This window comes from Pseudoteredinibacter isoporae (assembly GCF_011602085.1).
In the GTDB taxonomy this organism is placed as follows: domain Bacteria; phylum Pseudomonadota; class Gammaproteobacteria; order Pseudomonadales; family Cellvibrionaceae; genus Pseudoteredinibacter; species Pseudoteredinibacter isoporae.
The window spans coordinates 982814-1002857 of sequence record NZ_JAAONY010000001.1; the positions used below are offsets into that span (position 1 = coordinate 982814).

The 20044-nt window shown below is 50.4% G+C and carries 16 protein-coding genes; 8 read left to right on the top strand and 8 right to left on the bottom strand.

The features are described from left to right. The first annotated feature begins 13 nt into the window (after window positions 1-13). The 4 genes from G8768_RS04255 (at window position 14) to G8768_RS04270 (ending at window position 4229) form a co-directional block, all read left to right on the top strand. The gene (locus G8768_RS04255) at window positions 14-1819 is read left to right on the top strand and encodes a DUF885 domain-containing protein (protein ID WP_166850831.1); all 1806 of its coding nucleotides are present in this window, start codon (window positions 14-16) and stop codon (window positions 1817-1819) included. Between the two features lie 274 nt (window positions 1820-2093). Then, on the top strand, window positions 2094-2408 hold the full coding sequence (locus G8768_RS04260) for a hypothetical protein (protein WP_166850829.1): 315 nt from the start codon (window positions 2094-2096) through the stop codon (window positions 2406-2408). 1 nt (window position 2409) lies between these two features. After that, a complete protein-coding gene (locus G8768_RS04265) occupies window positions 2410-2673 on the top strand; it encodes a hypothetical protein (RefSeq protein WP_166850827.1) in 264 nt (87 codons plus the stop codon). Beyond that, window positions 2670-4229 (top strand): PepSY-associated TM helix domain-containing protein, encoded by a 1560-nt coding sequence (locus G8768_RS04270; protein ID WP_166850825.1) that lies wholly within the window; start codon window positions 2670-2672, stop codon window positions 4227-4229. Before G8768_RS04265 ends, G8768_RS04270 begins: the two co-directional genes overlap by 4 nt. Before the next feature lie 49 nt (window positions 4230-4278). Here G8768_RS04270 and G8768_RS04275 read toward each other — a convergent pair whose 3' ends face one another. After that, complete coding sequence (locus G8768_RS04275) at window positions 4279-5178, bottom strand: peptidylprolyl isomerase (protein WP_166850823.1); 900 nt, start codon at window positions 5176-5178, stop codon at window positions 4279-4281. Window positions 5179-5304: 126 nt separating this feature from the next. Here G8768_RS04275 and G8768_RS04280 point away from each other — a divergent pair, with 126 nt between their 5' ends. The 3 genes from G8768_RS04280 to G8768_RS04290 all read left to right on the top strand — a co-directional run bounded on the left by G8768_RS04280 (window position 5305) and on the right by G8768_RS04290 (window position 8573). Continuing rightward, window positions 5305-6798, top strand: a complete 1494-nt coding sequence (locus G8768_RS04280) for an amidohydrolase family protein (RefSeq protein ID WP_166850820.1) — start codon at window positions 5305-5307, stop codon at window positions 6796-6798. Window positions 6799-6916: 118 nt separating this feature from the next. Further along, window positions 6917-7555, top strand: coding sequence for a glutathione S-transferase family protein (locus tag G8768_RS04285; protein ID WP_166850817.1), 639 nt, complete (start codon window positions 6917-6919; stop codon window positions 7553-7555). Between the two features lie 25 nt (window positions 7556-7580). Further along, complete coding sequence (locus G8768_RS04290; RefSeq protein ID WP_166850814.1) at window positions 7581-8573, top strand: LLM class flavin-dependent oxidoreductase; 993 nt, start codon at window positions 7581-7583, stop codon at window positions 8571-8573. Window positions 8574-8614: 41 nt separating this feature from the next. Here the strand turns inward: G8768_RS04290 and G8768_RS04295 are convergent, their stop codons facing one another. The 6 genes from G8768_RS04295 to mnmH all read right to left on the bottom strand — a co-directional run bounded on the left by G8768_RS04295 (window position 8615) and on the right by mnmH (window position 18152). Then, window positions 8615-11851: an amidohydrolase family protein gene (locus G8768_RS04295; RefSeq protein ID WP_166850810.1), complete on the bottom strand. Its 3237-nt coding sequence runs from the start codon at window positions 11849-11851 to the stop codon at window positions 8615-8617. A gap of 145 nt (window positions 11852-11996) precedes the next feature. Next, window positions 11997-13535 (bottom strand): alkaline phosphatase D family protein, encoded by a 1539-nt coding sequence (locus G8768_RS04300; RefSeq protein ID WP_166850807.1) that lies wholly within the window; start codon window positions 13533-13535, stop codon window positions 11997-11999. 204 nt (window positions 13536-13739) lie between these two features. Next, the gene (gene selD, locus G8768_RS04305) at window positions 13740-15941 is read right to left on the bottom strand and encodes a selenide, water dikinase SelD (RefSeq protein WP_166850804.1); all 2202 of its coding nucleotides are present in this window, start codon (window positions 15939-15941) and stop codon (window positions 13740-13742) included. A 93-nt stretch (window positions 15942-16034) separates the two neighbouring features. After that, window positions 16035-16349, bottom strand: a complete 315-nt coding sequence (locus G8768_RS04310; protein ID WP_166850801.1) for a hypothetical protein — start codon at window positions 16347-16349, stop codon at window positions 16035-16037. 311 nt (window positions 16350-16660) lie between these two features. Beyond that, window positions 16661-17044, bottom strand: coding sequence for a glutathione S-transferase N-terminal domain-containing protein (locus G8768_RS04315; protein ID WP_166850798.1), 384 nt, complete (start codon window positions 17042-17044; stop codon window positions 16661-16663). 34 nt (window positions 17045-17078) lie between these two features. Continuing rightward, on the bottom strand, window positions 17079-18152 hold the full coding sequence (mnmH, locus tag G8768_RS04320) for a tRNA 2-selenouridine(34) synthase MnmH (protein WP_166850795.1): 1074 nt from the start codon (window positions 18150-18152) through the stop codon (window positions 17079-17081). Between the two features lie 165 nt (window positions 18153-18317). Between mnmH and G8768_RS04325 the strand changes: the two genes are divergently transcribed. After that, window positions 18318-19118 (top strand): crotonase/enoyl-CoA hydratase family protein, encoded by an 801-nt coding sequence (locus G8768_RS04325; protein ID WP_208020069.1) that lies wholly within the window; start codon window positions 18318-18320, stop codon window positions 19116-19118. A gap of 59 nt (window positions 19119-19177) precedes the next feature. On the opposite strand, the gene G8768_RS04330 is transcribed toward G8768_RS04325, so the two are convergent. After that, window positions 19178-19978: an oxygen-binding di-iron domain-containing protein gene (locus G8768_RS04330; RefSeq protein ID WP_166850792.1), complete on the bottom strand. Its 801-nt coding sequence runs from the start codon at window positions 19976-19978 to the stop codon at window positions 19178-19180. Window positions 19979-20044: the final 66 nt, after the last annotated feature.

The window sequence follows — 20044 nt, forward strand, 5'->3', positions numbered from 1 at the left end:
GAATAACGGCACTATGAAAATACTAAAATTTATTGCTTATGCTTTTTTGGCATTGTTGATTCTTGGGGGGAGCTTTGTTGCCCACGAATGGCATGCCAAACCATTTTTTATCAACAACTTTTTCAATCGTGAAGTGCTCAAGCAGGCTTTAAAGAGCCCTGAAATGCTGAGTCAACTTCATATGCTGGAAAATATTGGTATCCGCGGGCACAACCGGGAGTTGGATGATGCCAGCATTGCCGCTGGCGATGAAATGCTGGCGGATCTGAAGGCGGCCAAAGAAACCCTGAGTCAGTATGATGATGCCGATCTCAGTGCCTCGGAAAAGCTTTCAAAAGATATCGCCAACTATCTGTTCACGTCTGTTGATGATTATGAGAAGTATCGCTTTCACAATTACCCGGTCAATCAACTGTTCGGTGAACAAAATGGGTATCCGAGTTTTATGGAATCTACCCATGAGATTAAAATTGCCGAAGACGCCGATCATTACATTGATCGTCTGAAAGCTGTAAGCAAAAAGTTTCAGCAAGTATTGGACGGTCTGGAAGAACGTGAGAAACGAAATATTTTACCGCCGCGTTTTGTCGTGGATCGTGTTCTGGAGGAAATGAATAACTTCGTTGGTACGCCGCCAAAGGAAAATATTCTCTACACCAATCTGGAAACGAAAACGGCCAAGATCGAAGGCTTTGACAATGCCGAAGTGCTTGCCCGTGCTGAAGAGGCCATTCAACAAAATGTCTATCCGGCTTATCAGGGCTTGATTGATTACTTTAACGGCCTGCGCGAAAAGACGACCGAAGACGACGGCTATTGGAAGTTGCCAGATGGTGAAGGCGCTTATAAAGCGGCTCTGCGTTTGTTTACAACAACTGATCTCAGTGCTGATGAAATTCACAATATTGGCCTGGCCGAGGTGGATCGTATTCAGGCTGAAATTCTGGCTATTCTCGCCGAGCAGGGCTACGACGTCAGTGCAGGCTTTAGCGCGGCGATTGATGAAATGGCCTCAAAGGAAGAGTTTTATTACCCCGACACCGATGCGGGCCGCGAGCAGATTATTGCCGACTATCAAACCATTTTGGATGAAATTAATCAGGGGCTGGGTGATGCCTTCAGTTTGCGCCCATCGACCACCGTGGACGTTAAACGGATTCCCGAGTTTAAGGAAAAGACATCGCCAGGTGCCTACTACCAGCCTCCGGCCTTGGATGGTTCTCGTCCGGGGCAGTTTTTTGCCAATCTGTATGATATCAAGGCAACCCCCAAATACAGTATGCGCACTTTGGCGTATCACGAGGGCATTCCGGGGCACCACTTTCAGGTCGCGATTGCAATGCAGCTAGAAGGTATGCCCTTGTTCCGCCGCTTCTCACCGTTTACCGCTTATGTTGAGGGTTGGGCCTTGTACGCGGAGCAAGTGGCCTGGGAGTTGGGTTTTCAGAACGATCCTTTCGATAATATTGGTCGCTTACAAGCTGAATTGTTCCGTGCGGTGCGCCTGGTGGTCGATACCGGGATTCATGCCAAGCGCTGGACCCGCCAGCAGGCCATCGATTATATGATGGCCAATACCGGGATGGCCGAATCCGATGTGATTGCTGAAATCGAGCGCTATATTGTTATGCCGGGTCAGGCCACCTCGTACAAGATTGGCATGATGAAAATTCTCGAGTTGCGAGAAAAAGCCAAAACGGCGCTGGGTGAGCGCTTTAATTTGAGCGATTTCCACGATGTGGTGCTGAAAAATGGCGCCGTACCTCTGGATATTCTCGAACAACTGGTGGATGACTACATTCACGAGAAACAGCAATAAGCCTTCGAGTGCTGCGCTTGTCAGTGTTTTCGCTGGCAAGCGGCCATTTTCCAACATAGATCCGCGGCAACTTGCTCCGGCTTTTCTTTTTTCTTCTCCTTCTTCGTCTTCATCTTCTTCTCTTTATAAGAGCTGCATGAGTGATCATTCTTTGATCCTTTAGTGCAAGTCAGGCTTGTTTGATAAATAAGAATAATTGATAATTGCATTTCTTACTGATAATTATTTACAAGGCTGCGCGCAGATCAGCCATATTCAATAATCAAGGCCGATTATGACTCTCCATCTCTTTGCACTGGGGCTTTCTGCCCTGGCGGTGCCGCTGTTTTATGGTCAGCACCCGATAAGGAAAATATCCCCCAAAGTACAACGTTTGTTAGCGCTTGCTTGCATTGTGGCGTCGGCAATCCTTTGGGGCATGAACGTTGGTTGGGAATGGGGCATTCCCTTTCTGTGTTGCGCCCTGATGATCTCGGGTTTCTGTTGGGTGCTGGTTTCACGCCGCTGGCAGAATTTTTCAGCAGCTTACCAGTGGTTAAGCCTGGCGCTGGCAGCGCTCGGTTCCGCCGCCTGGTTGGGAGGAGTGTAAGATGGGATTTAGCGGAAAAGCTCTGAGCGGAGCCATTTTTCTGGGCCTGTTGTTTGCCCTCTTTGCGGCTGTATTTTTGGCCCAGTTTCTTCCCCTGGACAAGGCGTTGCATCGCACTTTTTGGGCGGGTTTGTCGGTTCCTATTACTTGGGCCTGGGCCAGCCTGTGGCTCTTCAGTCGTGAGCGTTTTGCTCGTGCGATGTGGCAAGTGCTGGCTCTATCGATTGTGCTCTTGCTGGCGGGTATTGGAGGAATGCAGTTATGAGTCATGCTAAAGAAAAAGCATTTTTTCAGGGCCTGATGCGCAGCCATAAACAACTGGGTGTGGCCTTGGGTATTTTTATTTTTGCCCTGTGTTTTACCGGCACGATCAGTTTGTTCCACAGCGAATTGAGTGTCTGGGAAAACGCCACCCTATCCAGCGTGGCAGCTCCGCCGAGCGGTCATTTGGAAGACCTGCCGGTCGATAAGATCATGCAGCAATCCATCGACACTTACGGGGGCCCCGATGGAAAAGATGTCGAGGTATTCTATGTCAGCCAGGATATGCCGGGACACCGTTTTGCCATCAGTGGCACCCATACGGAAAGCGATGAAGCCTGGCATACCAGTTACTGGGATGCCAGCACCGGTGAGTTGATTACCCATCAGGACAGCGGCCTCAGTCATATCATTGCCGAGATTCATACGGACTTCTGGCTGCCAAGTCCATGGGGGCGTTATGCCATCGGTGTATTGGGTGTGATCTTTATGATGCTGGCGGTTGCGGGCCTGTTGGTACACCGCCATTGGCGCAAGGAAAGCGATCAGTTGCGATTGGAAAAACCACGCCATAAGTGGAGTGACTTGCATAAATTGGCAGGTTTTTGGGCATTACCCTTCCATGTGGTGATTGGCTTCACCGGCGCCTTATTGGGTTTGCTCGGTGTGATTTTGATCATGATGGCCCTGGTGGCGTACAACGGTGATCAGGACGCGGCCATCGCCGATATTTTTGGTAAAGACCCGGTAATGTCCGAAGAATCTGCACCCATCCCAAGCATGATTCCCTTTGTCGAGAAATCTCGTGAAGATATGCGTGAGGGGTTTAATCCTCAGCAGGTTATGGCGGTTTATCCAGGCGATAAAAATATGTTCGTCCTGATTAACGGCAACTACCCTCAAACTTTGGGTATTGATAGCTTTGCGAAATATCGTGTAGATACGGGTGAGACCATTAAGCTGGTGGATTACATTCACGATAATGTCGCGTTGCGTGTGTATTCCGCCTCGGTTCCTCTTCACTACGCCACCTTTGGTGGCGTTGAGATGAAGTTTCTATATTTTGTTTTGGGCTTGATGAGTTGCTTGTTACCGGCGACCGGTTTGTTTTTGTGGTTGCGCCGTCGCGCCTTCGATTGGAAGGCGCGTATGGTTTACTGGGGGTTGCTGAGCTTGCCGGTGGCCACTGCAACGGGTTTTGTTATGGCGTTAGCGACCAAATGGTTGCCCGCGTTTACAACGTTGAGTTTTGCAAAAACGGCGATTCACTACGCTGGTGTCGCTTTTGTTCTGGGCTTGCTACTGGTCGCGTTTCAAGCCTGGCGAAGCCAGTCTGTAGAAGCTTCATTTATTCGGGCGATGCAGGTGATTATGTGTTGTCTGGCGGCGACAGCCGTTTTGGATATAGTGCTCCAACTTAGCAAAGGTATTGGACAGTGGGCGCCACAAGCGTGGGGTGCAGACCTCATGCTGCTGCTTATGGCTGGTTTGGCTTATTTTCTTAAAGCTCGTCTGCAAGAAAAAACGGCGGCTGATGAACTGTCGGAAGCGCTGGCGTAATTTTTCTTTCGGGGCAAGTGATCTGCTTGCCCCGTGATTGGGTTGGAACTTATTGAACTTTTGGTTTTTCTCGAACCGGTATGGCAACGCCACAGACATCCACCACGCCGGGTTGCTCTACAAACCAGGCTTCCGGCCGCTTGGCTCGCGATAAAATCAATTCCTTAAAATCTGCAGAATCGGTTTTCATCATCTGCCAGTGTTTTTGTTCCGTCTTATCCAGATCGGAAGCGACTTTCAAGCTGCGAATCGGATTAAATTCTTTGTCCTGCTCATTCTTTTTGCGCTGTAACGATTGAAACGCGCTCATGCCATCAATGACTCGCCCGAACACCGTGACGTTACGGTCTAGATAACGCGGGGCGTGTCCCAGCACCACATAGAACTCAGTGCCGCCACTGTCTACGGGATTGTTTCGGGCCATGGCGAAGGCGCCGGGGCAGTGCACCATCCAGCTTTCGCCCTGCTTGTTTTGTGCCGCCGCAAAACCATCGACAAAACCAGTTTGTTCAGCGAAGACATCCTTAAAACCAAGTTCAGTAAAGGCCAACGGTTGTTTGGTAAAGCGTTCGCTTTTCAGTGTACGTTTTCCGTTTTTAATGGCTTTTTCATTGGAGGCGTCACCGCCCTGAGCCACAAAACCTTCTACAAAACGATAGACGCTCAGGCCATCGTAAAAGCCGTCTCTAGCCAAGACCTTGATATTGCTGACATGTTCAGGTGCAAACTGTGGAGCCAGTTCGATCCAGGCGGTACCGGTATCCAGTTCCATGCGCAACAGGTTTTCCGGATCGACGTTGCGCCAGCTACCGGCCTCGGCTTTTTCTGTGATTTCTGAGGGGGAACGCAGAGTTTTGCTGCCTTCATTGGCATTGGTATTCAGGGAAAATTGACTCAGGGCGACCGCAAGAACAAGGCTAAGGCCGCGTGCATAATTGTGTTTATTCATCGTTATTCTCAGTGCTGTTTCTCGAAAGAGCGGGTCATTTTGCTGCGTGCTTCTTTGCCAGATAGTAACATTAATGATAGGGTTCGTATATTGTATACAATCTGTATTCCAATCACGGGAGCCCCCATGAAGACTCGCTCGCTGTTCCTAAAACCTTGTTCTCTCTTGCTTGCCTTTGGCCTTGTTATGAGCCTTGCGGTCAGCAGTCAGGCGGAAACCAAGCGCCGCCACGCCTATGCTATCAAGAACGTCACCCTGATCGATGGCAATGGCGGCAAACCCCAGCGTAATCAAAGCGTGTGGGTGGAAAATGGTGTGATTAAAGGGCTTGGTAAAGCGGGCAGCTTGAGCTTGCCGGACTATGTGCAAGTGATTGACGGGCGTGGTAAATATCTGTTGCCGGGATTTATTGATACCAATGTGCACGCGTCGATTTACGGTAATGCTCGCCGCAAAGAAACCGTGGTGAAATACGGCGAGCGCAACGATGAGCTGGTATTGGAATTTGTGCAGCGTCAGCTCAAGCGCGGTGTCACTACCGTGCGTGATAGCTACGGTTCCCTCATGCCTTTAATGAAAGTTCGCGATGATATTGAATCCGGTAAGGCTATCGGCCCGCGTATGCTGGTTGCCGGAAACATCATTGGTTGGGGCGGCCCTTTTTCCCTGACCTTCTCCCTGATCAAAGAGTCTGATCTGACGTTGTTCCAGCAAAAATGGAATGACAGTATTGCCCAGGGGGTGGGCGAAGAAACCATGGATATGGGGCCGGAAGAGCTGCGCAAGACCATCAATGAATATCTGGACAAAGGGCCGAACTTTTTGAAATATGGTGGCACCAGTCATTTTGGTTATCCCTCGTTGATTGGCTTTTCGCCGCGCACGCAGAAAGTGATCGTGGAAGAAGCGCATAAGCGTGGCCTGGTTGCAGAAACCCACGCCACGAGTCCGGAAGCATTGCGCATGGCCGTGGAAGCGGGCATTGATTTAATTCAACATCCCGAAATTCTCAGCCGCCGTTATCCCCAGGATCTGATCGATATGATCGTTGAGAAAGACGTCATCTGTGCGATGCGAAGCAACACCTTTACCGGTGATATGTGGAAGAAACATGAGAAACGCCGCAATGCTGCACTGGCCGCTTTTAAAAATGCCTCTGCGCCGAAGACCACTGCAGAACAAAGAGCGCGTAACGGCCGGCTTGGACAGTTTTACGAGATTGAACGCCATAATGCTATTCGCCTGATCAAGGCGGGTTGCCGAGTGACGATCGCAACGGATAATTATCAAGGCAAAGCACCGGAGTTTCGCAAGTCTCCCAAGAGTATTGATCAAGAGGCTGGTATCGGCAGCTTATTGGCCATCGAAGGTTTGGTTGAACTGGGCATGAGCGAAATGGAAGCCATTGTGGCGGCGACCAAAAACGGGGCCATTGCAGCTCGGGGCTTGGAGGAATTTGGTACGGTGGAGTTGGGTAAGTCTGCCGACTTGTTGCTGCTGGATGCCAATCCCTTAAAAGACATTCGCAATATCCGCAAACAATCTATGGTGATGGCCAAGGGGCGTGTGATCAATGTCGAAAAACTGCCAGAGCAGGTGATATTTTACACCGGGGTTTGATGGGCTTTCGGCGTTAACACTAAATAACAATTTAATGTCAGCACTGACCCTCTTTTTCAGGTTATATTGCGGCTTCTCTACGCTAATAAACAGCCCAAAATATTGAGGAGAAGCTGCAATGCCAAAGGTCTATGGAGTGATGTTGTCCCCCTATGTTCGCAAAGTGATGTTAGCACTGGAAGCGAAAGGGGTGGCTTATGAAAATGAAGCGGTTTTCCCTGGTGCTTTGCCAGAAGGCTACACTGATGTTAGCCCGCTGGGAAAAATTCCAGCCCTGAGTGATGGCGATTTAAACCTTTCCGATTCCACCGTTATCAATGAATACATCGAAGAACGTTATCCTGAGCCCAGCCTTCTGCCAAGCTCTGTTGAAGCGCGTGCAAAAGCTCGCTGGTTGGAAGAGTTTGCGGATACCGCTTTGGTCAGTGCTTTGTCGGTGCCTTTTTTTCAGCGTGTGGTCGCGCCGATGCGTGGTGCTGAAACTGATGAAGCGGCCATTGCCAGCGCCGAGGCTGAGAGCATTCCAGCGGCGCTCGACTATGTTGAGTCTGTCGTAAGCGGCGCGGAGTTTTTGTTCGACGGCAAGTTGAGCGTCGCCGATATCGCGATGATTTCTCCAATTATCAATGCGGAAATCGGTCAGTACACCATTGATGCTTCACGATGGCCAAAGGCGGCTGCCTACGCGACGTTTATCCGCAGTCAGGAAGTCGTGCAAAAGCGCGAAGCTGAAGAGCGCGCCATGCTGGGTGGTTAATCCCCGGCCTTGTTTGTAATGTCTTATGAAGTTAAGCGTTCTTGATCAGTCCCCCCTGCGCAAGGGGGGCAGTGCAGAGCAGGCTTTTTCTGAAACCCTGGCCCTGGCCAAATTTGTTGAAGCTTTGGGCTTTGAGCGTTTCTGGGTATCCGAGCATCATGGCACAGATGCCCTGGCTGGCAGTGCACCTGAAGTACTTCTGGGCGCTTTGGGTGCAAGCACAGAGCGAATTCGCATTGGCAGTGGCGGTATTATGTTGCCCCACTACACGCCCTACAAAATCGCGGAAGTTGCCGCGACTTTAAGTGCATTGAATCCCGGGCGAATTGATCTGGGCATCGGTCGCGCTCCCGGCACCGATATGGTCACAGCGCGATTATTGGCACAGAATGGTCAGCCAGATTTTTCTCGTTTCCATGAACAAAGCGAACAGCTGCAAACCATTTTGCACGACAAAAGTTTTCAACCCAAACTGCGTCCCCAGGCTGAAATACCCGCCGATGTCTGGATGCTTGGTTCCAGCCCTGACAGCGCCGCTTTGGCTGGGCAGTTAGGGTTACCTTACAACTTTGCCCTGTTTATCAATCCGGCAATGGATGGTCGTATTCTGGAGTATTACCGTCACTGTTTTCAGCGTGAGGCTGGTCCGGGTCGTATCGCCAGCCCCCACAGCTGCTTAACCGTCAACGTACTTGTTGCGGATACCGAAGAGCAAGCGCATTACCTGGCTCGCAGCCGTTTGGTGTCTTACCTGAAATTTATTGCCGGGAAGAATGATACGGAAATCTGTCATCCGGACGAAGCGGCATTGTATAGCTTGAGTCCGCAGGAAGACGCTTTTGCAGGACAGCGTATGAGCAGTTCAGCCATTGGTACCGCAGAGCAAGTGAAAGAAAAGTTATTGTCGCTGGCCGATGAATACGGCGCTGATGAAATTATGACGGTAACAATTTGTTACGATTTTGAAGACCGTAAACGCTCCTATCAGTTACTGGCAGAAGCGTTTGGTCTGTCTTGATATTGAACCCGTACTTGAAAAGCTCAAGTACGGGTACCCCTTTATTTTGAAGCGTTCTTTTCAAAGTAAAACGGTTCACGCGCTTTCGAGCGATTACCAACTTCGTTCATGGTTTCCGCATTAAACAAACGACCGTTAACCATGACATAGTCAACGCGGTCCGTTACGCGAATGTCTTTCAGCGGATCGCCATCAATCACAATTAAATCAGCAAGCTTGCCTTTTTTGATTGAGCCGATGTGTTTGTCCAATCCCAGGGACTTCGCCGGGTTGCTGGTTGCTGTGCGCAGAACGTTCATGGGTTCCATGCCGCCTTGCGCGTACATCCACAGCTCCCAGTGCGCCCCTAAACCTTCTCGCTGTCCGTGGGCGCCGATATTGGTCAAAATGCCGATATCGTTCAGCTCTTTTGCGGTTTCGGCCACAGTAATGTGGTTGTAGTGGTGGTCCGGTGCGGTTGGGCGGCGCATGGCGCGCTTGGCCAGAACATCCGCGGGTACATATTTGCTCAGTCGCGGATGTTGCCAAACATTGGTTTTATCGTACCAGTAGTTTTCACCCCAGATACCGCCGTAGGCCACAACCAATGTTGGAGTGTAGGCCATTTCACCTGCGGTCCAGAACTGTTTGATATCGTCATAGACCTTTTCTGCCGGAATGGAATGCTCCAGAGTTGTGTGTCCATCGGCAACCATGCTCAGATTGTGTTGCAGCAGAGAACCACCTTCCGGTACCACCATCATTTCAAGCTCGCGTGCGGCCTGAATCACTTGTTGGCGCTGATTGCGTCGAGGCTGGTTGTAGCTCTTCACAGAAAACGCGCCGGCTTTTTTCAAACGCAGCAGGTGGAATTTTGCATCGTCCAGGCTGTCCACATGGGAGGTGTAACCCGGGCCGGAGGCTCCGTACAAAATGGTGCCGGTAGAGTAGAGACGCGGGCCAACAATCTTGCCGGCTTTTTGCAGTTCGCTTGCTGTAAAAAATTCCGTGGTGTCATTTGATGGATCGTGAATGGTGGTCACGCCCAATGCCAGACCGGCGTAGTTCTTCCAGTTCTGTTCGGGAATGATTTCATTGCTGCCCTGAGGGCCGTGTGCGTGAGCGTCGATCAGTCCGGGCATAATGGTTTTGCCGCTGATGTCGATTTGCTTGGCATCGGCTGGAATTTCAATGTCTGCTTTGCTGCCCACGGCAACGATGTGATTACCGTCAACAATAACCACACCATCTTTGATGGCCTTGTCACCGTCTTCCATCGTCAGCACCTGGCCGCCGACAAAGGCGAGTTTGCCTTTGGGAACATCCACGTCGCTGCTGAAACCGATGGCGGTTACAACAGGTTCTTTGTTGAGGGCGTCTTTATTTTTGCTGTCCGAGGAACCCACAGCAAACAGGCCGTTCAATTCGGCTTGGTACAAATCCGGGCCAAGGCTCCAGTACAGTTCATTGCTTTCGGCATTCCAGCTGATGTTTTCACCGGCGCGTACCGACAGTTTTCTTACCGGCAGGTTTTTGGCCTTGGGGCCAATGGTGATCAGATGTCCACTTTCAACAAAAGGTGTAACAAATACTTTGAAGCGTTCTGCGAAGGCCAGGTATTTGCCGTCGGGCGATACTTTAAATTCGGTGGCGTATTTGCCCTCATATAATGGCTGTTCTTTTTTATCGACAATATTAACTCGCACCAGCGACGGCTTCGCGCTGTGGCGCATAACATAGATGCGGTCATTGGCAGCTCCGTATTGGGGCAGAACACCTTTCTCGGTAATCAGCTCGGCTTCTCCGCCTTTACTGCCTACGCGATAGATACCTGGATTCAGGCCCCATTTGGGGTCTGTGATGTAGCCACCCTTCGCCTTGCGATAAATAATGTGCTTACCATCCGGTGAAAATGCCGGTTCTATGTATTTCCCTGGCTCAGATGTGATGACCTTACTTTTTCCACCGCGAGCAGACATAACGCGAAGGCTACCCTGCTTTTGATCATCCCAGGTCGCATAGACAATTTTTTTGCCATCGCGGGAAAAGCTGGCCTGCATTTCAAAGTGATCGTTTTGTTTCGTTAAACGTTTTGGTTTGCCATCGGGCAGGCTGCGGCTATAAATATGACCCAATGCTTCAAAAATGACCTGTTTGCCATCCGGAGAAATGTGCACATTGCGCAGCATATTAACGTCAAAACGATCCTGATCGATGTCCTGATCAAAACGTACGGTGGTTTGAATTTTCTTGGTGTTTTTGACGTGGAACGGAATGTTGCTTACGTCCAAACTGTCGATGTTCAGCTTGTGTAATTTTCCTTTTGCCCAGAACACCAAGTTTTTATTGTCGGGTGTCCAGGCCATGCTGGGATAAACACCGTGAATGGCCCAGGTTTCCTGCATGTCTCGTTCAAGTTTGTCATACAGCTTGCGTTTTTCGCCGGTTTTTAAATCCAGCAGGAACAGCGTGGATTGAAAGTCTTCACGAGCGATATAGGCCAGGTAGCGGCCATCCCGTGATGGGGTTGGGCGAATTGCACCACCACGGCCAGACAAAATAACTTTTATTTCGCCGGTTTCGCGATCATAGCGTTTGATTTTGTAGATGCCTTTTTCAGAATCCTTGCTGTAGTGGAAGGTTTTTCCGGGAGTGGCATCCTGGGAGAAATACACATAGCGGCCGTCTGGAGAGAACGCCGGCTCGCCCAAATCTTTTTGCTGATTAGGGCGCTTGGTCAACATCAGGCCTTTGCCGCCCGCTTTGTGGTAGAGCCAGACTTCACCTGCGCCCAGTGAGCGCGTGCCGGTAAAGTGCTTGCGCGCTACCAGGTAATCCCCATCCGGGCTCCAGGCAGGGCTGTTGAGCAAGCGAAAGGTTTCATTGGTGACCGCGGTTTGATCACTGCCATCAGTCTTCATGATCCAGATGTTGTCACCGCCACCCTGATCCGAGGTGAACGCGATGTGTTTGCCGTCAGGGCTGAAGGTCGGCTGCATTTGCCAGGCGATGTCTGTCATCAGGGCTTTTGCTTCGCCACCTTCAATCGGTAAGCTGTAAATGTCCCCCAGCAAATCGAACACCAGAGTGTTGCCGTCCGGGCTGACATCGATATTCATCCAGGTGCCTTCTCGCACATCAATTTCGGCGTCAACAAACTCCCCCATGGGTGCGTTTACATCCCATTTGGCTTTGTCGTCATTTTCTTTGGCGGGGGTGTCGGCAGCGACGCTTGAGCTCAATGAGCTGCACATAAGGGCTGCACTGATGCTGGCAGCTAACAGGCGGAGTTTCATCATAGTCTTCTTATTGCTGTTAAAAAGGGCGGGGCTATTATGGCGGCAGGTTTATTGCTGAGTCCAGCCTGCGGCGTTTGCCGCAGGCTGTTCCACAAAGGGGTTTTATTGATTGTAATTATTCTGTTCAGCCCTGAATGGCCGAATATTATGCTTCAGCTTTTAATGTTTTGCGCCAAAGCTCCTCGCCCAGGCGATTGAAATGCTTAACGGTAAGGGTGTCTGCGAGGCCATCAATTTCGATCTCTCCAAAGAATTGATGATTGTCCGAAGGGGGGGCATTCGGGCTTAGGTCGTCGGGAATGCCTTTAAAAATCAGCTCGGGCCCAAAGGTGTTATCGAGTTCGTTCGGGCCGAAAGTTCCCGCGTGCAGAGGGCCGCTGACAAATTCCCAAAAAGGTTTGAAGTCTTTGAACTGGGCCTTGCGCGGATGATAATAGTGAGAGGCACAATAGTGCACATCGGCCGTTATAAAATGGACATTGTGGACGTTTTTCTCCGCGATGAATTGCAATAAGCGCGCAATTTCCAATTCACGTCCCAGTGCAGGCCCATTGCCATTGGCCGCATTTTCAGCGACCTCACTTTGCCACTCAGTTACCCTCAGGCCTATGGGCATATCGCTGGCAATGATTTTCCAGGTGGCGGTCGAACTGGCCAGGGAGTTTTGCAACCATGCCAGCTGTTCCCGCCCGAGAAACGCCGTTTCAGCTGATTCTATTTTCTGGCGGTTCAAACTGTTCGCTGCTCGATAGCTGCGCATATCCAGAAAGAAAATATCCAGCATGGGTCCGTGGCTGACTTTGCGATAAATGCGGCGTGGGTCCTCCGGGTTTAAGCGAATGGGATTGCATTGGAGTAGGGCCTGTCGTGCACGTTCCGCCAGCAGAGAAACACTTTTGATGGTATAGCGTTTGTCGTCGAGCAGTTGTTCACCGGGGTACCAGTTGTTGACCACCTCATGGTCGTCCCATTGCTGATAGCTGCTGACGTTTTGATGAAACTGTTTAAACTTGGGGTCGAGGAAATTGTAATAATAATTTTCTCGAAATTCCTGCAATGTTTCGGCCACCTTGCTTTTTCCGGGGGTGACAATGTTATTCCAAACGGTGCCGTCGCTCAGAGTTTTTCTGGCTTGAATCGGTCCATCGGCGTAAATCAAATCACCACAGTGCACCAGAAAATCCGGCTGTCGTTTTAGCATTTCCGCATAGCAATGCATTCCGCCACGGGAAGTATCAATACCATAACCCTGGCCGGCGGTATCTCCTGACCAGCAAAATCGAATTGTTCCGGCTTGGGTTTGTGCAGTTTTAAATTGTCCTTGTTGCAGTTCCCCAAACAGACCGGGTTTGTCCAGGCTTTCGAATTGCACGCGGTAGAAATAGCGTGTTCCAGCACGTAGGCCATGGACGACGGCTTTGGCGTTGAAATCTGTTTCGGCGAGGGCGGCTGTGCCTGGAAAACGTTGACTGTTTTTAAAGTCAGGTTCAGTGCTTATGGTAACCCACATCATGGCTGGGCGATCAGTACGGCTCCAGATCACCGCACTATCGTGATTGACATCGCCACTGTTGATGGAACCGGGTAATTGTGGGCGCTGGCCATATTGGCTAATACTGGCGCTGAGTGGCGAACTGGCCAGACCGAGGCCGCTAAGCTGAAGAAATTGTCGGCGCTGAATCATATCGGGCTTACCGTGTTGTTAAGGTCTTTAATATTGGTAATCATTTTACTATTCGCGGTCAGTAGCGAGCAAAGCTCAAAAAGGTTGTGCAGCTTCTTTACGTCGGCTCAGGCACTTTACAATAACGCAGGCACTTTACAGTAAAATAAACAGACGGCTATGGGGAATGATTCCGCAGAAAACGAAGATGCTATTAAAGCACTATTAAAGCAGTTCGATATGATCCCTGTGTTTCGCTTTTATGTGCCCGATGCGGACGCTGTGATGGTAGCCCTGTTCTTTTAGGGCATCCAACAAGGCATCGGATTTTCCAGCTGACACGGCAATAAGCAAGCCGCCGCTGGTTTGTGGATCGGCAAGAATGTCTGGAATTTTGCCATCTATATGGGAGCGAATGTTGCGCATATTTTGAGGGAAGAGGCTGCTGCGAATCTCTCTTTCAAGCAAGGTATCAACGCCTTCCAGTAGCGGTAAAGTGTTCACGTCAAGCGCGGCACAAAGAGCACTGCCATCCAGCATTTCCAGCAAATGACCCGCCAGACCAAAGCCGGTGATGTCGGTACAGGCTCTTACCTTGAATTCATGCGCCAGTTGCGCCGCAGGATAGTTCGATTGCAACATTTGCTCGATGGTGGCATCAATCCACGGCCCTTTGGCCAACCCGTGTTGCTCAGCTGCAAATGCGATTCCACTGCCAAGGGCTTTGGTGAGAATTAAATCGTCACCCGCTCTCAAGGCATTTTTAAACAGGATGTTTTCCGGTTCGCTGTAGCCATTGACGACTAGGCCGATACTGTTGCGATCGCCAAGGCTGCTGTGACCACCCACCAGCTGAGCGTGATGCCGCTCCAACTCATATAAAATACCTTGCAGCAAGCGCTTCAGATCACGTTTGACGATATTTTCGCCGGCGTGGGCGATGCTGATCATCGCCTGAGCGCTATGCACCTTTGCTCCCATCGCAAAAATATCGCTCATGGCATGCAAGCAGGCAATGCGCCCTTGTTCATAAGGGTCACTCACCAAACCATGAAAGCTGTCAACGGTTTGCAAAAGCTCATAATTGTCAGGTAATGAGAGCCTGGCTGCGTCATCCGTGAGCGTTTTGGTATCCAGGGCTTTGCTGTGACTCAACTCCTGTAGAATATTTTTGAGATCATCGGCAGCCACCTTGGCACCGCAGCCTTCGCAATGCATGGCGGGCAACAGGCTTTCTTCAGGCAGGGCCAGTTTTGTGACAGAACCCTGTGCTTTTTTCATATCTCTTTTCGGCAGTTTTTGAAAGCGCGCCATGAATTTTTGGTCAATATGATTTTTCCAATTCCAAACCAGAGCGGCACTCAGGCCGGTTCTGGAAATGGCTTTTTGTCCTCGGCTTGCTGCGGCAGATTTTTTCCCCAGACTGATGATTTTCAAAAATTCTTGTTGTGGTGTGTACTGACGGAGCTTTTTGCCTTTGGCGATTCGGCGAAGGTTTTTAAACAGAATCGGCCCTTGGCGTACAGCAAACACGCCGGCCTGGGGGCGTGGGTGATTTTGCTGCTGAGCTGTGTCGCCAGCGGCGAAAATCCAGGGGTGGCTGATCGATTGCAGGGCATCGTTCAATAAAATAAAACCTTGTTCATCGCATTTCAGCCCGGACTCCTGTGCAAAACCAGAGGGTTTGGCCTGTGTGCACAGCAGATGAAAATCGGAATTCAGATTCAAATGCTCACCGTCATCGTTTTCGCATTTAATGGTGTCGGCGGTAAACTGATTAACTCGATGACCAGGCAGGCATTCCACGTCGTAAGATTGAAGAGCGACTTCCAAATGTTGCCGCAGTTTTTGTGGTGCGTCTGGCAGCAGGACTTTCTGGGGGTAAATTAACTGAATTTTGGCAGCTTTGTTTTCTTTGCGTAAACGTTCAGCCATCGCGAGGCTGAGTTCAATACCGGCGATGCCTGCCCCTACGACGCTGATCATGCAGGCTTCTTGCTGCAACAGTGTTTGCCATTGTTGGTAAAAATTGCTGATGGGCTTCACGCCTATGGCAAATTCTTTGGCGCCTTCAATGCTGAGATCGGGTGTAATCCCGTTATTGATGGAGAGAAAGTCACAGGGGAGATCCGGTTGGCTCGCTAAAATAACGGCTTTTCGTGTGCTGTCGATCGCGACAGCACGATCATTGATATAGCGCACGCCGGCCCAATGGCAGAGGCGGCGTAGATCAATATGGCTTTGTTCGAAGGTGTAATGGCCCGCGACAAGCCCAGGCAGCATGCCTGAGTAGGGCGTAAAGCTGCTTGGGCTGATCAGGCTCAGGCGAACGCCGGCAAGTGGCTTCATGCCCCACATCTTAATGACCTGGGCATGGGCGTGGCCGCCGCCAATTAAAACGATATCGATGTAATTTGCACTGTCCATGTCTGGATTATACGACAGTGCAGATTATAAATAATGAACTGAGAGCGACAGATCAATGCTGCTCTCTTTCATTTATCGAAGAATCATTAATGATCAGGCGATGGCGTAGTTGCCGCTCAGATCTTTGACGTCTTGATTGGGGATGTCAAACAGATAGCTGTACAAAATATCAACCATGTTTTTGTTGATATATTGCTCCAGCGCTTCCAGAGTCTGGAATAGAGGTGATACATCGACGCTTTCAATATCAAGATATTCACGCGTGCTTAACAGATAGCCCGAATCCTGCTGCATGATTTTGAAATCAAAGTCTTGCTGCATACGTAGTAGCATCGGGTATTGAGCTTCCTGCTGCCCATTGAACGCGAACTCCGTTTCCGAATTCCAATTTTTATCTAAAGTGCCCATGAAAAATGGCCCCTTGTTTTTTGTGTCATTGGCGAATCGGTTTAGGCGGCTGATTACATCATGACGCCACAATCGCTGACGTGACTAGGATCACATAAAAGCTAATACTTATTCATTTTCAATGAACTGCGGCTTAATACTTAGGGATTGGTTGAAAGTTTATTATTTGATCGGTTCGTTCAAGGTTTGTTCAGTTTTGCTGGTGAGGGCGAAAGGGAAAGCAAGATAAGAAATCAGGGGAAGTGAGAGATCACGGCAGAGGGCGCTGTTGATCGGGTGGAGCCGACGCCCCACCTGTGATGAGGGTTCGCTTAAGCTTGGGCGATCTGGGCTTCTGCCGGAAAGCGTCCGCGCAGATAGTCGATGATGTCATTGGATTCGTACAGCCAGGTGCTGTTATCACCTTCATCAATGCGCAGGCAGGGTACTTTGATGCGGCCGCCGCCGTGTTCCAGCTCAGAGCGATAGAGTTCGGAATTTTTGGCGTCGCGCAGGGGCAGCTCCAGATCCAGGCGATGCAGTTCGCGACGTACTTTGACACAAAATGGACAGGCGGCAAATTGGTAAAGAGCGAGATTGCTGGCATTGGCCTGTTGGGCGGCTTTTTGCTCGGTACTCAGCTTGCGCTGGCTCGGGCGAAAAATCGCATTCAGTAATAAAATAATACGGCCTAAAATCCAGCGAATTACGGTCATGTCTGCTCCAGATAAAGTCAATACGGCTTAGTGTTTATAAGCGTTGCTCGCGGCACCAATCAATAATTTCTTCACAGCGGCCGCGGAATAGTACTTGTCCCTGGCGCTGTTGCAACTGGTAATTGTACATGGGGTCGTAATAATCACGTAGCAGTTGTTCAATGGGGCGATAAAAAGGACTTGGGTCGGGCTTGTGTTGCCAGGCCTGACAAGCCTCTTCAAATTGTTTTTGCAGTTGCTGATAACGCAGGCCGCCGAGGCGTTTGCGAATGCGATAGAGGTTGTTCTGCAAGCTCTCGCCAAACTGTGTGATAGCGACGCTTTTTAATGGTTCCAGCACATAGTCTTCGATGACCCATTGGCAGCGCTGGTTCAGGGGTTCATCAATTTGTAACAGGGGGGCTCTTTGCATGGCACTCTGCATGATATTGGGCACATTCAAACGACCAATCAAGCGACCTTCGTCTTCCATAACCACAGCCTTATCCCGCCCCAGTTGCAGCCAGCGTTGGCTAACGGCGTTCTCGAAACTGATTTGTGCCGGTTGCTCGCTGCCAATGAATTGACCAAAGGCCGAGCCGCGATGATTGGCGCTGCCTTCCAGGTCGATACTGCGCTGGATGTTATGGATGGCTTTGGTTTTCCCGCTTCCGGTTGGGCCGGCGATAATGATCAGGGGGGCAGATTCGCAGGCCTGTTCCAGTTCTTTTAACAGAAATTGCCGCATAGCTTTGTAGCCACCCTCGACAATAGGGTAATCGATTCCGTGATCTCGCAAAATCTGCTGGCTGAAGCGGGATCGCAAGCCACCACGAAAACAGTACAGGCAGCCCTCGGGGTTTTGTTTTACAAACCCCGACCAGGCTTGCAGGCGACTTTCCAGAACATCTTCTGTGGCCATTTGCCAGCCGAGTTCGATGGCTGCATCCTGACCTTGTTCTTTATAACGCAGACCAATTTGCTGGCGTTGCTGATCGTCCAGCAGGGGGTGGTTAAAAGCTTGATTGAAGTGTCCCTGATCAAACTCCACGGGGGCTCGAACATCCATCAGTGGACGTTCAGAAAGAAACAGTTCGCGGTAATTGCTCAGGGTGTTTTCAAGGCTCATGATTTTGCTAATGTAAAACGCGGCGTAAAAAAGAGCCATTGTAACAAGGCTTGGGAGGGGCTTGCTAAGCTTGCTTGACTTTCTTTAAAGTACCCATGTTACACTGAATTTAACAATCGGAAAATTAAAGTAATAATTGAGGCGATAGATTGGGAGTAATAGATAATGGTACGCGTTGAAAAGAACGGACCTGTGACGACGGTCATCATCGATCGAGCCCATGCCAGGAATGCCGTTGATGGTCCCACCGCCCGAGCGCTTGCAGAAGCCTTTATGGATTTTGAGCAAGATGATGAAGCCAAGGTTGCGGTGTTCTATGGTGATGGCGGTTTTTGTGCCGGCGCGGATCTGAAAGCCGTAGCGCAAATGGATGGTGCCAACCCCATGGTCGATCCTGCGCCACTCAAAGGGGAAACACTGAGTCTTGATGACAGCGGCCCAATGGGGCCTTCTCGTCTTCTGCTGAGTAAACCGGTTATCGCGGCTATTGAAGGCCATGCTGTTGCTGGCGGAATGGAGCTGGCGCTGTGGTGTGATATGCGGGTGATGGAGGCGGATGCGGTCTTTGGCATTTTCTGTCGCCGCTGGGGGGTGCCATTAATCGATGGCGGAACTCAGCGTCTTCCCCGTTTGATCGGTTTGAGTCGTGCTATGGATTTGATTCTTACCGGTCGTCCAGTGGCAGCCAATGAGGCCTTGCAAATGGGCTTGGCCAACCGGGTAGTCGACACAGGAACGGTGCGGGCAGAGGCGGAACAGCTGGCTCTTTCAATTGCACAATTTCCCCAGGATTGCTTGCGTGCAGACCGGCTGTCCGCCTATCAGGCTTTTGACGGCAGCATCGAAGAGGGCTTGGCTATTGAGTTTTCGCGTGGCCGCCCGGTGGTGGATCAAGGTCTGGCAAGTTCAGGGGCGGCGCGCTTCGCCTCGGGCAAAGGCCGAGGAGGAGATTTTTCGGATATTTAAATTCTATAGCGATGTTAGGTTCTGTCGTGCGGCTTTCTGTTTCTCCCTGACGAATGGAATTATTTGATAACCTGATAATTCTGTTCGCTCATCAAATCCACGCCGCACTTCAGGCTGCTGATCCATTTCAGGAACTGGGCAATCATGGTGCGCCCTACAAAGGGTCGGCCGTGTTGGGGGACAATCATTTGCACATCCAGCTGACTGACCATTTTGGCCCACAGACGGCAGGCTTTATTGCTGGTCATATAACGACGATGAAAACCTTCCATCAATTTAATATGCGCCGCGAAATCATCCACCGGGTCAGATGCATTGGTATCCACAATGGAAGCGCCCATGTCACCGGAAAATAAAATTTTACTGACCGGGTCGTAAAAATTCAGATTGCCCACCGAGTGCAGGAAGTGAGCAGGCAGACAAATGATATGGTCGCGACCAAAGGGAATTTTCTGGCCTTCATCGGGCACACCAATGATGCGCTCGTCGACAGTGGCGCTGAGCTTGTCAGTAATAAAGTTGGACGCCAAATGCGGCAGAAAGCGTGACCAGAGCTTGGGGGTCACGACTTTACAATGGCTGTGCATCATCCAGCGAGGTAATGAGGCAATAATGTCCGGGTCTTGGTGGGACGCGAAAATATAATCCAGCTCCTGCAGGCTGACGTGTTTGCTGATTTCAATTGACAGCGGTGTGTAGGTCAGATCGCCACCGGGGTCGATCAGTGCCGTGTGATTTTCATCAATAATCAGAAACTGGTTGGCCTGGACACCATGGCCCTCCACCAGATCAGAAAATACGATGCAGCTATGGTTGTCTTTACGGTAAAGAACCGTCGCCGCTTTACTAGAGATATTCATGTATGAAAGGCCTCTTTTGGGCTTTTAGTATTGGGCCGTGCACATTAATGCCGAGTGCGAAAAGAG